The organism is Dinghuibacter sp. (assembly GCF_035492835.1).
Lineage (GTDB): Bacteria > Bacteroidota > Bacteroidia > Chitinophagales > Chitinophagaceae > Dinghuibacter.
In genome coordinates, this window is the sequence record NZ_DATJIY010000024.1 from 21817 (window position 1) to 36065 (window position 14249).

Consider the following 14249-nt stretch of genomic DNA (forward strand, 5'->3'; position numbering starts at 1 on the left):
TCATGGAACCGCTTAACCAAGCCGAAAGAAAAGAAGCCATCCGCAACTTCCTGATCGTAAACGCCGTCCTGGTCGTCCTCTTCCTCGCCGGCGCCTACCTGATCTTCGCCAGCCCGCTGAGGGTGATGAATCACCACCTGTCCGCGTATGTACAGGACGAAAGCCAGCAAAAGGACCTGAATGAAAAGGTGAAGGGCATCCACTCCGACATATCGGACCTGGTGCAGAACGACAAGGACCGGCTGACGGTCCAGGCGACCGACGTGGCGGGCCAGCAGGCGCTGCAGCTCAAGCGCGACAACCTGGAGGACCACATCCGCAGCACGCTCGAGAACATAAAGAACGACACAGCGCGCGCCCTCCGGCCGATCGTCCTGACCAACTACCAGAACTATATCCAGCTGCTGGACGTCACGCTGACCTACCGCAAGACGATCGACGTGCTCAAGCAGGCGGCCAGCGACGCCAACGCAAAAGCGGCCGGGCTCGACGACGCGAACCGGAAACTGAACGAGCAGGACCAGCAGCTCAAGACGGAAAATATGATCGCGGCGGCGACGAAGGGGCCGGCGCCCGCGGGCGGCGGGGGCGGCGGTCCCGATCCCGCCACGCAGAATATGCTCAAGGCCAAGGACGCGCAGATCGCCGACCTCACGCAGAAGTACAACGACTGTAACACGGCGCTGCAGCAATATAAGACTTACCGCGGCGTGCCGGCCACGACCGGCGGCGGCGCCAGCAGCACGAGCGTGCTCTTTGACGAAGCCAACGACCTGCTCCAAAAGGGCAAGACAGAGTCAAGCCCCTCCAACAGGGACTCGTACTATTTCGTAAGTCAGGAAATCCTCAAGAAGATCAAATCCTCCTATCCCGACCAGAATGCCTGGAGGGCCAAGTACCAGGAGGTGGAATCGGCGATCAAAAAGGCGGGAGGGTTCTAAGAGCCGCCGCCGCGGACGGCGGCACTTGCTTACCACTTATCCTCGTGCGTGGCGGAACCAACAGTGACTTTCCGCGCGGAAATATTCAGCGTGATGGTCAGGGGGTCGTTGTTGTTGGCGCCGAACGCTTCGGTGAAACCTACGCAGTAGGCGTCCTCGAACTTGAGCTCCTTCAGGGTCGACGCCTGGTCGATCTTTTCGAAGACGATCGAGCCGTTGGTCTTTTTGTAGGGGTCGATCATCCAGCCCAGGAGGGAGTCGTCGTCGGACCCCACGATGGAGACGGTGATGTTGCCTTTGCGGACGTCGGAGGCGGGGCGGCCCTTTTCATCGGTTTTCTGGCTGAAGAGATAGCTGACGCCAATTACGTCGAATTCTTTACCGTTGACTTTGAGTGTTGCTTTGAACGATGACATTGTTTGAAGTTTTGAGGTTTACCATTTGTCTTCATGGGTGGCGCTGCCGACCGTGATCTTACGGGCGGAAATTTCGAAGGTTTCGGTCATGGCCTGGGCGTTGACCGCGTCGAAGTCCTCTTCGTAGGAGACGCAGTAGGCGTCCTCGAACTTGATCTCCTTCAGGGTCGAGGCCTGGTCGATCTTTTCGAAGGTGACCGAGCCGTTTGTCTTTTTGTAGGGATCGATCATCCACCCGAGGACCTTGTCGTCGTCGGAGGCGACGATGGTGACCTTCATGTGGTTCTTGCGGACGTCGGAAGCGGGACGGCCGCGCTCGTCGGTGTTCTGCGTAAACGAGTACGTGCAGGCGACGACGTCGAAGGACTTACCGTCGACTTTTAGCGTTGCTTTGAATGATGACATAGGTGATATTTTTTGCTGTTTGAAAAAACTAGTTGATCTGGACCATGGTGCCCTGGATTTGCAGTTGCCCCGAGCTCGTCACCTTGCACTGGGCGGTGCCGTCCATTTCCGAGTTGATACCGGATGCCTTGAAGGAATCCGATGCCTCCAGGTCGATGTCGACCGCGCTGATCTTGGCGGCGTCCGTGGCGTCGAGCTCGAAATCGGTGCAGTCGATCTTCACCTTCTGCTGGGCCTTGATGTTGACGTTGTTCCCGCTGAGGGTGAGGTCCTGCGTGGCCGTGACGTCGATCTTGCCCTGGGTCTTGAGCTCGATCGAGCCGTCGCCGTTAAAGCTGATCGTGATCGCGGTGTCGGTCTTGTTTGAATTGGTGATGGTGATGGTAGGGCCCTGCTGGGTGTCGTCCTCGATGTCGATGGTGTTACCGCCCATCGTGTAGACGAGCTTTTGACCGTTGTTGGCGGCGGCGCCGCGGGTACCCGACACCTTTGGATAGAGGCTGGTCTGGACAAAGGGATAGTTAGGGTCGCCGTTCTCGAAGTCGATCATGACCTGCGCACCCACTTCCGGGATGAACAAGCAGCCTTTGCCGTCGTTACCCCCCGCGTAAAAGGTCCCGACCCTGACCCAGGTGGTTTCCACGTTGTTCCCGTCGGGGGTGGACCAATTGAACTGGACCCTGACCCGGCCGAGCTTCTCCGGGTCGCTGTTGTCGAGGACCGTCCCTACTTGCGGGTAGGCGATCGGGCGCGTGACGTTGGGATTGGCCGGGGGTATCTTCAGTGATTTGGGGACCGCGGTGAACTGGCTGGAATAATTGCCCTTGTCGTCGACGCGGTGGACGATACCCGTGACCCGGTAGTCGCCGAAACTGTCGTCGTTGGACCGGCCGCCGATCTGGGGCATGGAGCCGCTGACCTTGATCACCGTCCCGATCGACAGCTCCGGGGTGACCCCGCTGCCGCTGAAGACCACCATTTTGGCGGCGATGCCGCTCAGACGTTCCTTGACCTCCGTTATCAGGTCCGAATCGCTCGCGGGAAACGCGAAGGGCTGCAGCTCCGCGTCGTTGGAAAACAGGTTACGCGATTCGTTCAGGGCAAACGACCCGAAGGGGTTGAGGCCGTCCACCTCTTCCCTGTCGGAGTCGACGTTGCCGGTCTCGTTCTTCGTATAGTCGTAGGACGAGAGGTTGAACTTGATGGGTTTGAGGTCGACCGACATGTTGAAGGTCTGGATGCCGTCCACCTTGAAGTCCTTGCTCTCCCCGTCGTCGGGGTCGCCCAGGCACAATTGGGTGCCGTCGTAGTAGAACCATTCCCCGTATTCCCGCGCCAGCCGGCTCAGGAAAGTAAAATTGGTTTCGTCGTACTGGACGGAATAGGCGATGGTATCGGTGTGGCGGGGGTTGAAGTTCCGCTTCAGGACGTTGGAGGGATACAGCGCCAGCGTGACGCCCTTGAAGATGTCGCCCAGGCTCTTGGAGACAAAGGCCTGCCGGATGGTGACGTCCTCCATCACGATGGTGGGGCTGTAGCCCTTGATCACAAAGACGCTGGAGAGGTCCTTTTGCTTTAGGCCAAGACCCGTGACGACGCCCTTGAACTGGAAGTCGAAGCTGCCGTCCTCCAGCGCCTTGTCAAAGCTGATCTTGATTATTTGTCCGACCACCTGCTGGTGGGCGTTGTCGAAGAAGGCGCTGTCCTTTGATTCAAGCTCGTCATAGGGGACGATGATCTCGAAATAATGGTGGTTGTGCAGGTCCTGGGTGAGGGTCAGGCCGAGGCAACGGGCAATTTTCTTGCCCTGCAATTCGATGTTCGTCCTGACCATCTGGCCCGTCCTCGGCGCCGAAGGCGCCGACGGCTGGGGCGTAACTTGAAGTTCGTTTATTACTACGGGCATAGCTTACCATTTATTGTCATGGGCAATCCCATCGACGTTGATCGTTTGAGCGGATATTTCGCAGAAAAGGACATAGCTCCGATCCATCCGGTTCTGGAGCCGGCTGGTCCACTGGTAGATCTCGTGGGGGATCGGGCCGACAGCCTCGGGCGACATCAGTATGGCGTCCCCTTCGCCAAAACTTTCGGCCGTCTGCATCATATAGGCCTTGGTGAACTTGATCTCCTTGAACTTGGAGGCCTGGTCGATGCGGTTGACGGTGATGGAGCCGTCCTTGGTGCTCCTCCAGTCGAACATCCAGCTGGAAAAAAAGGACTCGTCGAGGATCTCCATCAGGAATCTGATCCTGCCCCCGCGGACCCCGCTGGCGGGTTTGCCGTCCTGGAGCGCGTCCTGGCTGAGGTCGTACCCGAAGGCCAGGAGGGCGAAGTCCTTGTCATCGACGTGGAGGTTGTAGGCAAAAGACATGGTCAGGCGTTTTTGTAGTTGACCGAATTGTTGATGGTCACCTCGTCCCCCATCACCTGGAACCGCAGCAGGCCGTAGTTCTCGTCGGACTCGAAGCGTTCGTGGTAGAGGTAGCAAGACGCCTTGCTCAGCTTGATCTCGCGGAACTTGCTGTTCTGGTCGGTGTGGTAAAAGGTGATCGTGACGTCGAGCGTCTTCTTGGGGTCCATCATCCAGTTGGCGATGGTCGTCTTGTCGGTGGACTCCATGTTGATCCAGGTCGACCAATACGGCTTCGACTGCGGCCGGCCGTGGTCGTCGGCGAAGCGGTGCATCTCGAAATAACACCGGCTCAGACCGAAGGTCTGGTTATCGAGGGTGAGCTCTGCTCTGAATGAAGACATAGGTATATCATTTCCCTGGTTAAGGAATTGCGTTGGCGCCAAAGCGCTGCTGCAAAATGTAGCGCCTTGGCGCCAGCTTCGCTAATTATGACTGTGCGTACTCCGCCTGCCATTCTGCGGAATCCGGGTCGTCCCCTTTACGGCCGTCCAGTTTGATCATGAAATTCTTGGCTGGGAAATAGGGCACCATGTGGATGTCGAGATAGACCCGGTCTTTCTGGTTGGGGTCCTGCTCGAGGCGGAGCAGCTTGAACTTCTCGATCAGCTTCCCGGGCCCCGTGATGCTGTCGAGGAATTTCACGATCTGCTTCTGTATGTCCATACGTGTATTGACGTTGAAGTTCTCGAAGGCGCGGCGGTTCAGGAAGTCGATGAGGACCTTGGTCACGTAGTCGAATACACGCACTACCGAGTAAGTTTGTAAACCGATATTATCGCCGTTGAAGAGGGTCTTGGCGGAGAAGGGCATGACCTTGCCATACTCGTTGACCATCGGAATGAGACCGATCTTCTCGAGCTGGGCGATCTCGCTTTTTTTCAAGGGAAAACGTACCCCGTCCACTTCATTGAGCGCCCCGTGCTTGCGGCCGGCGGCCACCTGCGACATCAGCGTCCCATAGACCTTGCCGGCGAGCGCGGTCGACGGCGGGACGTAGAGGTCGTCCTCTTCGCCGACGTCCTGGGCCTTACCCCGGCCGACGAGCCAGTTACAGGTCATCATGACATTGGAGAGGTAGAGGTCGCCCCCGGTGAGGTCGTCGGACTCGAAGAGCTCGATGACGTCGTCCGGGCCGTCCAGGTGCTGGAAGTCGGTCAGGAGCATGACCTTGTTCTTGTTGGCGATCCGGGCCCATTTGTCGACGACCTTTTTGGAGCCGAGGTAGCCGGGGATAGACAGTATGGCGTAGTTGTCGCGGAGGTCGAGGCGGTCGTAGTTCGCCTTGAGCTCCTCGTTCACCGCGTCGATAAAGGTCGTATTGTCCAGGTCGGTGAGCTGCTCCATCGAAGCGTTCATCACGTATACGTTCTTCACCTTGTCCTGGTCGGTGTTCTTGAAGAAGTTGTTGACCGACCGGTAGCTCGTTTCGAGCTCGCGGGTTTCGTCGAGGGCGTTCTTGAGGTTCTTGGAGAGCAGTACCTGCGCCTCATCCACCTTTGCCTGCGCCTGTTCTACCAATTCCGGGACCGAGTCCGCGGAGTCGAGGAGGTCGCGGATGAGCTCGAGACGCTTAAGGAGGTCCTTACGCTCTTCGGCCTTGCTTTCTTCCGTGAGGAAGATCTTCTTCCGTGCCTTCTTATCGGGGTTGAGATTCTGGGCGCCGTCCACCGTGGTTTCCACGATGCCAAAGCCGCCAAACTTTATCAGGGCCGTCGCGAGCTGCTCAAGGGGTTTGCCTTCGATCTCCGACTCGCGGGTTTTTAGTTTCAATTCCTTTTCTTCCGCCATGGTTAGTGGGATTGTTCGATTTCTTTAATCATACTCTGGAGGACCGAGAGGTATGCTTCTTTGGCTTCCTTATTTTCGAGGACCTTTTGCAGGATCTTGTTGCTCTTGAGCTGCCGCATGAACTTCTGGAGGTCGTCGCATTGGTGGTTGAGCTCGTTGAGGAAAGCGCTCTGCTTGATGATCCCCTGTTTGCCGAAGTCGGCCAGGCTGGAGAAGTGCAACGTCTCCTGCTGGGTCGCGCCGTCGGCGGTCTCGAAGGAGACCTCCTTTTCGGGGTGGAAGTGATCGAACACCTCCCCTATCGTCTTCAGACCGGGCACGATCTCCGGCGCCAGCGGGGGATCGGTCGACAGCTTCTCGATCAGCAGCGTCCTGTTCTGGGGAATGTCGGCGATGCCTTCGGAGGCATCCTGGTTCACTTCCTGACCGCCAATGTCATAGTTATACATAATCGACTAGTTTGTTACTCGTTAATATACAAAATCTTATTCGGATTCTATGCCCCAAATTACCTTTTGATCCGCGTCCAGGCTGACTTTGATCGTGTCGCCCCGTTTGACTTCCCCCGCGACTATGCGCCGGGAGATCGGTCGTCTCAGGTCGTTCCGGATGACCCCCTTGATCTGCCGCGCCCCGTACTTGGGCGTGAACCCGCTCAGCGTCAGGTGTTTCTTTGCATCGGGCGTGATCTCCAACGTGATACCCTGCTTGCCCAGCGGGTCGGTCAGGCTCTTCAGGTGTACGTCGAAGATGCGCACCGCGTTGGTTTCGCTGATGGGCGCGAAGGGTACGATTTCGGTTAGGCGTGCCAGGAACTCGGGGCGGAAGTGGCGCGCCATGAGCTCCATGAGGTCGACGTTCTTCGGGACCGCGCCCTGCGCAAACGTCTCGGCGATTTTCTCGCTCCCGATGTTCGACGTAAAGAGGATGATCGCGTTGGAGAAGTCGCCCTCCTTGCCGAGACGGTCGTGTATCTTGCCCTCGTCCAACACCTGGAGGAATATGTCAAAGACGCTGGGGTGGGCCTTTTCGATTTCGTCGAAGAGCACGACGGAATAGGGCTTCTCCCTTATCTTATTGACGAGCATCCCGCCCTCCTCGTAGCCGACGTAGCCCGGAGGGGCGCCGTAGAGCAGGGCCGCGCTGTGCTCCTCCTTGAACTCCGACATGTCGAAGCGGATCAGGAAGGACTCGTCGTTGAAGAGGAAGTCGGCGAGCGACTTGGCGAGCTCCGTTTTGCCGGTACCGGTAGGCCCCAGCAGGAAAAACGAGGCGATCGGCTGACCCGATTTTATCAGCCCCGACCGCGATTCCAGTATCGCCTCCGAAACCGCCTTGACGGCGTGGTCCTGGCCGATGACGCGGCGCCGCAGGATGTCTTCGACGCTCAGAAGCTTCTCCCGCTCGGAGGATTGGATCTTACCCAGCGGGATGCCGGTCTTATAGGAGATGATGCTGGCAATGTCGGCTTTGGTAACGGTGTCGCGTGTCTCCTGGGCGAGGGCTTCGAGGTGGTCGATCTGGCGCCCCAACCGTGCGAGCCGTTCGGACAGGACTTCGAGTTCCTCTTCCGGCTCCAATTGGGCGACCAGGATGGGACTGATCTTGTCTTTGAGCCCTCGCTCCGCCCAGCGCACCGCATCAGCATCGGTGTCGGCGCCGTTACCGAGTTCGGCCAGGCGTTGCCGGAAGTCCGCCAGTTCGCGGAGTGACGTGTCGCCCATGATGCGGAGCGCGGCCATGGTACGGTCGATCAGGTCCACCGCGGAGTCCGGGAGGTAGCGGTCCTTCGAGTAGCGTTTGGCCATGATAACGGCTTCGCGCAGGGCCGCGGGCTCGACGCTCAGCTTGTGGTGGGTCTCGTAGAGGGGCACTACGCGCTTGAGCATCTCGACGGCGGTGTCGGTATCGGGCTCGTCGACGCGGACCACCTCGAAACGGCGGCTGAAGGCTTCGTCGGACTCTATGTATTTACGGTATTCGTCGTTGGTGGTGGCGCCGATGACGGTGAGTTCCCCCCGCGCCAGCTCCGGTTTCAGGAGGTTGACCATGCCCGTGCCGAGGGCGCTTTTGCTGTCGAGGAGCAGGTGGATCTCGTCGATAAAGAGGATCGACTTGCCCAGCTGTTTGATCTCCTTCAGGATACCCTTCATCCGGTCTTCCAGCTCTCCCTTGTAGGCCGCGCCGGCCACCAGCGCGCCGGTGTCGAGCTCGAAGAGGTGCGCGCCCTTCCAGGCGTCCGGCACTTGTCCGGCGTTTATAAGCTGCGCAAAACCATCGACCAACGCGGTTTTGCCCACGCCGGGCTCGCCGACGATGATGACGTTGGGTTTGGTGCGGCGACCCAGCACCTCCATGACCATGCGGAGCTCGCGGTCGCGGCCGATGATGGGGTCGAGCTTGCCTTCGGCCGCCAGGGCGGTCTTGTCGACGCAGAAGCGATATAACGCGTTGGCGACGCCCCCATCCGCACCGGACCCGCCCGCGGCACCCGTTTTGGCGGCTCCGCCGCCGGTCCCGCCGTGGCCACCGCTCCCGTTCGGTGAACGCAGGGCTTGTTCAAGCACGTCATCCGCGATCGCGGCGTCCATAATTTCTTTTTGGCTTGCGGGGAAGCTCTTGAGCTGATCCGCGGTGAAGGCCACGCCGGGCTTCAGGAGCGCGGCCAGGATGCTCACGCCATCGGTCGCGTCGCGGTTGAGCTGGAGGGCGACCATGTCGGCGAGCTCGAGGGCGGCGGTGGCTTTGGGGTCGGCGGACGGGTTCTCGGTGGCGCGGCTGCCGCGGGGGTATTCCTCCATGCGGATCTCGGCCCAGTCGCGCATGAAGTGGATGTCCTTTTGCTGGGCGGCCAGCCAGGAGGCCAGGCCGGTCTCGTTGTGCAGGATCGCGGTGAGCAGGTGTGGCGGTCCGAACTGGGCGTGCTGGTATTCCTTCGCCAGGGATTGGGCGACGGGAATGGCGCGTTTTATATCTTCTGCAAAGGACATGTCTATGAAATTTTTTAGGTTTACGAGCCTTTTTTCTTGAAAATCCCAAGGAGGCCCTTTTTCTTCTTAGCGTTAGCGGAATCCTGTTCGGGTTGCGTTTTGCCCGACACATCGTAGTACTCGCGGTAGCCGTTGGTATAGATGGTCATGAACACCTCCGATTTTTTTATGGAGATCACCGATCCGCCGGCGACACCGTATGCTTTGTACTTGATCTCCGCGTCGGTGACTTCGACGACGACGGCTTTGATCTCCTGTTGGTTCTTTTTGATGATGATGTCCTGCGCCTTGAGTTTTGTGGCCAGGGCGATCAGGCACACCAGGAATAGGGTAATTGTTTTCATCTGAAATAGTCGTTTCTGATCTCCGTTTTTTTGTCTTCGTCCACCCGGCTCAGCGCCGAGATCAGCCAGCCGGAATTGGACTGCTCCCGCTGGAAGTAGCTGACCGTAAACACCCAGCCGTCTACGTCCAGGAAGTGGTACCGGATGGTTTTGACATACCCGTATTGCAACCGTCCGTCGAGCAGGGCATTGAGGAAGGCCAGGGATCGCGGGGACGACATAAAGTTCATGTCCAAATAGTCCCGGATGTGCCCCTTGTCCCGGAAAGCCCGCGCCAGCCCGATAAAGTTGGTGGTGTGGCTGATCGGGTTGAGGAACTTGGTACCCGGCACCGGTAGCTCCGGGAGCTTCACCGTCGCCGGCGTGCCGATCTGTTTGCACCACGCGTCGGAAACGATCCACTTCGAGCCGCCGGTGCTGTCGGTGTTCACGGTCAGCAGGACCACCGCTTCGGCGGGTTTGCCCTCGTAGGTGCAGCTGCAAACCGCTTCCGCAAACCAGTCGCGGCTGTAGAACGTGAGATGGACGGGGTTGGTCGTATCCAGTACCTCTTCAAAGAACGTATCGAGCTCCGGTTGGTTCCAATCCTTTTTAGAGCGGTCGACCAGGTTGTGCACCAGCGTCGCCCGGTCCACGCGGACCTCGGGATAATGGGTGCGGATATAGGTGCGGATAAAGGAGGCGGAGTCGTCGTTGAAGCGCTCGATGAACTCGTCGATCTGTTTGACCTCGAAGGCAAAGAGCTTCTCACGATTGTCCTGCGCGGCGGCGTGAACCGCTGTCAGACCGGCAAGGGCGACGAGTAGCGCTTTCACGCTTTGGTTTTTATTTCGGCTACCCCAATATCCCCCAACAGCACGTCCCAGTGCCGCTCTGCGATGCCGTTTTTCTCCACGGTCACGGGTTTCAGGACCACCTCGGTCTTTTTGCGCGTGATGTCGCCATAGGCCTTGAAGTTGTCGCCGGTGTAGGCGGTGAACTTCTGCTCGAATTCGATCTCCCCGTAATAGTTGCCGTCCGGGCCCTTCCGGAATTTGTTCACGAACTGTACATTGTACCACTGGATGGTGACCTTGTCGTAGCTCAGGAACCGGAGGTGGTTCATATAGTCCTTTATCTTCTTTTGCACTTTGGCGCCGTTCGGCCCCGCGACCTCGATGACCCGGTCGTCGTCGATAAACAGCGTGAGGGCGCGGGCGATGACGGCGTTGAGCTGGTCCATGTCGGCGTCCTTGTTGCAGGCTTCCTGGAGGTAGTAGCCGAAGTCCTTTGCCTTTTGGATGGCCTTGGCGCTGAGCTGGTCCATCTGGTCGTCGGTGAGCGCCAGGTCGGCGGTATCGGGTTTCGGCGCCGGCGGCGGGGTTGGCTGCGTGGGCTGGGGTTGGGTCGTGGCGGCTACCGGGGGGGCGTCCTTGTCGTGTTTGCCGCGTTTCTTTTTGCTTTTGTCGTCGGCGGGGGGAGGCGTAGCGGCGGCGACGGGCGTGACGACCGGGCCGTTAGCGCCCGCGGGCGCTGCCGTCCCGAAGGCCAGGTCGTTGAACTGCTGCTCTATGGCGTTGAGCACCTGGAAAGCCTTGTTGGTGCTGCTGTATATCTTGTGGTCCCCGTTCATGAATATGATCACCACGATATCGGAGGTCGCGATCTTGCCGTCCTTGCCCTGGGCGGTGTAGGTGATGCTGTTCCCGTCCACGCCGGTATACTTCCCCGTTATGATGTCGTTGTTCGTGGTGATGATGCGGTCCTCTTTGCCGTAGGCGTCGCTGGCCCCGCTGAAAAAATTGTCCTTGAACCGCTGGTACTTCGGGTCGGCGTCGTTGAGCGTGGGGATGACCAGGAAGTTCCCGATGCGGTTAAAGATAAAGAGCACGTTCGAACGGGCGGTGGAATAGGGCACGCCGGGGTTGGCCGGGATGTTCCCCTGGATGTCGGTGGGTGTGATCGCGGTGACTTTCCACTCGTTGATCTTCCCGCTCTTCAGGTACATCTGGTCCTGCGCCCTCAGCTGGAGGCTGATGGCACCCATGAGCAAAGCCGTGTATAGGATTCTGCGTGTCATATCTTACTTGGGCATCTGGTCCGAATACTTCTTCAGAAGCGCCTTGAAAGCCTTGTCGTCCCGTACAGGGTCCAGCGTCTTGTCCTCCTTCACCTGGGATCGATGGACCTTACCGGTCGCGAAGGCCTTGCCAAACCACGCCAGGGCGTCGTCCTTCTGGTTTTTTTCCAGGCTGGCGGCGCCCATGCCGTAGAGGGCGTCGACGTCGTTGTTGTCTTTAGCGAGCACCGCCTGGAAGCTGGCGATCGCGGAGTCGGGCCGGTTGGTCTTTACGTAAGCGGCGCCGATCATCGCGTCATACGGCTGACCGCCGGCCTTGAGTGCCTGGAGGTCGGCCAGCGCGCCGTCATAGCTGGCGGCCTTCATGCGGCTCATCGCGCGGGGATAGAGGGCGCTGTTGTCGCCCCGTTTGATGGCCTCGGTGTATTGGCTGGCGGCTTCGGCGTAGTTGTTCATTTTAAAATAGGTGTCGCCCAGCGCGATGTACCACCTGGTGCTGTCGTTGTGGGCCGCCTGCGACAGGTCGGCCTGGGCGTCCTTGAGCTGGTTGAGCTTGAGGTAGGTCTTGCCGCGGTCGTAGAGATAGGCCGGGTTGACCGCCTTATTGAGCTTGACGGCGTTTTTGAAGTTGTCGAGCGCCGCGGTATAGTTGCCTTGCTGGTAATAGCATTCACCCCTCAGGTCGGCGACCTGCGCCTGGATGGTGTCGGGCAATTCCCTTTTCACGGTCTTGGCCCAGTTGGGGACGGCGTCCATGTCCTTGATCGCCTTGTCGTACTGACCCATGTTGAACAACGCCCTGCCGCGGTAGAGGTACTTTTCGGGCACCTGACCGTTGAGCGCGATCGAGCTGTCCAGGTCCGCTACCGCCGCCGCATAGTCGCCTAGATGGTATTCCGCGCGGCCGCGTTGCTGATAGGCGGTGTCGTTCCGGCGGTTCAGCGCGATGGCCTGGGTATAAAAGTCTTTGGCGGTGGCGAAGTCGCTCTTTTGAAAGGAAGCGTTGCCGCGGGCGAGCCGGAAACAATCGCGCGACGGATCGATCAGGATGGCGTTGTCGTACTCACCCTTGCCGTAATAGCTTACCGCTATGCCCTTGGTATGGTCGTCGAGGGCCGGGTCCAGCTTTAGCATGCGTGCCTGGGCGAAGTCGTGCGAGGCGTCCCCGATCTTGTTCCCGTCGACTTCTGTAAGGCCCCTGTAGTACCAGGCCCTTGGGTTCGCCGGGTCCTTCAGGATGGCGGTGCTGAAGTCGGCTTGCGCCGCTTCCGGCTTGTGCTGGCGGTCGTACTCGAGCTCCCCCTTTTGCTGGTAGAAGGCAAACCGGGCGGGGTTGATGGCGATGCCCTTGCCTAGTTCGGTTATAGCTTTGTCTACGTCATTCTTGTCGACGTCGAGCGCGGCGGTATAGAGATAGACCGAGTCATTGTTCTTGTCGGTCTGGGCCACCACGGTGTAGTCGGAGAGCGCGCTGCTGTAATCCTTGACGCGCTCGTAGTACGCGCCGCGGACCAGGTACGCTTCCAGGTAGCCGGGTTCCATATCCACCGCTTTGGCATAGTCTTTCCGCGCCTGCTTGGCGTCGTTCTGGGCTTCGTAGGCGCGGGCGCGTTTGAGCAGGAAGACCGGGTCGTTGGGATACTGGGTGACGCCGGTCTTGGCCTGCTCGAGCGCGCCTTTGAAGTCGCGGTCGTCCATCCTCGTGTCGATGCGGTTGACCAGGAGGGCTTTGGCCGTCAGTTCGTTGATCAGGGGGCGGAGTTTATCGGACTCCGCCGGCCTGATCCCGAGGGCTTTATCATAGGCTACACGGGCCGCGTCGTAATGGTGCTGGCCTTTGGCGAGCGTGGCCTGTTGTATAAAAATGTCGTATTGCTTGTCGGGGCTGATGTTCTGCGCGTCGATCAGCTGGTTGACGTTCGCGATCCGGGCTTTGAGGTAGGGGTTGGATTCGTCGATCTTTTGGGCGTAGGTGAAATTCTTCAGGGCTATGAAGTAGTCTTTGCGGTTGAGCGCGGAGTCGCCGTCGTCGGTGAGCTTGCGGGCGGCCATCGCTTCGTTTTCCTTCCTGATACGTTCGCGTTGCTCGTCGGTGAGGATCGTTTTTACTTTTAACGCCGAGTCCGCTACGGCGCTATCGGCCGGAGTGGCGTTTTCGCTCGGATCGGGCGTGATGTTTACGTCGCCCTGATAGAATTTGGCGGAATCGGCGGGGTTGTAAAAGTCGACGGTTTCGATATAGGTCCGCCAGTTGGCGCCCTCTTTTACCACGCGGAAAAACGCGATCTTGTGTTGGAGGGGCACGGATTCCATCCGCCGGGACTTGCTCGTGAAAGAGCAGTCGTACAGGATTTCCAGGTACAGGTGGTCGCCCTTTTTGATGTTGGATACCTTATAGTTGGAGAAGGCGATGCTGGGTTCCGATTGTTTTACATAGAATATATTGAAGTCGGTGAGATAGCCGCGGACGACGTCCTCGGAGGGCGGCGCATTGGGCGCGCGGTCTTCGAGGTCCTGGACCAGGATGGCGGTGGAATCGAAGAACTTGCGGCGGGAAGGATCGGCGTAGCTCGACCGGATCACGTTGTCCAGGTCGTCGGAGGGCAGCTCGTTCTGGGCGATAAAATTGAGGAGCTCCTGGAAGGCGGTCAGTATCGTCACTGCCCGTTGCTTGATGTGCTTATCATCCGACCGGGTAATAACAGGGTCGCCGCCCTGTTGGGCTTTGGCGGTGAGTGAGTTCAAAGTGGCCGCCGACAAGCATAGCGTTGCGAATAAGATCGAGCCCCTTAGCATAGCGATTTAAATGTAGTTAATCTTTTCGGAAGTTTACCCTCGGTAATTACGCATTCTGTATTACCACTTTCGGGTACTCTGCCTTTATCTACAT

Annotated in this window: 13 protein-coding genes; 1 reads left to right on the forward strand and 12 read right to left on the reverse strand. The window is 58.8% G+C overall.

What is annotated here, in order from left to right; genetic code table 11:
* Positions 1-2 precede the first annotated feature (2 nt).
* Positions 3-941, forward strand: a complete 939-nt coding sequence (locus tag VL547_RS02405) for a hypothetical protein (protein WP_325574793.1) — start codon at positions 3-5, stop codon at positions 939-941.
* 29 nt (positions 942-970) lie between these two features.
* Here the strand turns inward: VL547_RS02405 and tssD (VL547_RS02410) are convergent, their stop codons facing one another.
* The 12 genes from tssD (VL547_RS02410) to VL547_RS02465 all read right to left on the reverse strand — a co-directional run bounded on the left by tssD (VL547_RS02410) (position 971) and on the right by VL547_RS02465 (position 14104).
* The gene (tssD, locus tag VL547_RS02410) at positions 971-1357 is read right to left on the reverse strand and encodes a type VI secretion system tube protein TssD (protein ID WP_325574795.1); all 387 of its coding nucleotides are present in this window, start codon (positions 1355-1357) and stop codon (positions 971-973) included.
* Positions 1358-1375: 18 nt separating this feature from the next.
* Positions 1376-1762: a type VI secretion system tube protein TssD gene (gene tssD, locus VL547_RS02415; protein WP_325574797.1), complete on the reverse strand. Its 387-nt coding sequence runs from the start codon at positions 1760-1762 to the stop codon at positions 1376-1378.
* Positions 1763-1790: 28 nt separating this feature from the next.
* Positions 1791-3668, reverse strand: coding sequence for a type VI secretion system Vgr family protein (locus VL547_RS02420; protein ID WP_325574799.1), 1878 nt, complete (start codon positions 3666-3668; stop codon positions 1791-1793).
* A gap of 3 nt (positions 3669-3671) precedes the next feature.
* Positions 3672-4136 carry a type VI secretion system tube protein TssD gene (tssD, locus tag VL547_RS02425; RefSeq protein WP_325574801.1) on the reverse strand — a complete coding sequence of 155 codons (465 nt, stop codon included), beginning with the start codon at positions 4134-4136 and terminating at the stop codon, positions 3672-3674.
* Between the two features lie 2 nt (positions 4137-4138).
* Positions 4139-4519, reverse strand: coding sequence for a type VI secretion system tube protein TssD (gene tssD / locus VL547_RS02430; protein WP_325574803.1), 381 nt, complete (start codon positions 4517-4519; stop codon positions 4139-4141).
* 85 nt (positions 4520-4604) lie between these two features.
* Positions 4605-5966 (reverse strand): DUF5458 family protein, encoded by a 1362-nt coding sequence (locus VL547_RS02435; RefSeq protein ID WP_325574805.1) that lies wholly within the window; start codon positions 5964-5966, stop codon positions 4605-4607.
* Between the two features lie 2 nt (positions 5967-5968).
* Complete coding sequence (locus tag VL547_RS02440; RefSeq protein ID WP_325574807.1) at positions 5969-6415, reverse strand: hypothetical protein; 447 nt, start codon at positions 6413-6415, stop codon at positions 5969-5971.
* Between the two features lie 36 nt (positions 6416-6451).
* Positions 6452-8956, reverse strand: a complete 2505-nt coding sequence (locus VL547_RS02445; protein WP_325574809.1) for an ATP-dependent Clp protease ATP-binding subunit — start codon at positions 8954-8956, stop codon at positions 6452-6454.
* Positions 8957-8976: 20 nt separating this feature from the next.
* Entirely contained in the window at positions 8977-9300 is a 324-nt protein-coding gene (locus VL547_RS02450) for a hypothetical protein (RefSeq protein WP_325574811.1), read from the reverse strand.
* Positions 9297-10115 (reverse strand): hypothetical protein, encoded by an 819-nt coding sequence (locus VL547_RS02455; RefSeq protein WP_325574813.1) that lies wholly within the window; start codon positions 10113-10115, stop codon positions 9297-9299. Before VL547_RS02455 ends, VL547_RS02450 begins: the two co-directional genes overlap by 4 nt.
* Positions 10112-11359 carry a hypothetical protein gene (locus tag VL547_RS02460; protein WP_325574815.1) on the reverse strand — a complete coding sequence of 416 codons (1248 nt, stop codon included), beginning with the start codon at positions 11357-11359 and terminating at the stop codon, positions 10112-10114. Before VL547_RS02460 ends, VL547_RS02455 begins: the two co-directional genes overlap by 4 nt.
* A gap of 3 nt (positions 11360-11362) precedes the next feature.
* Positions 11363-14104, reverse strand: a complete 2742-nt coding sequence (locus VL547_RS02465; protein ID WP_325574817.1) for a tetratricopeptide repeat protein — start codon at positions 14102-14104, stop codon at positions 11363-11365.
* Positions 14105-14249 lie beyond the last annotated feature (145 nt).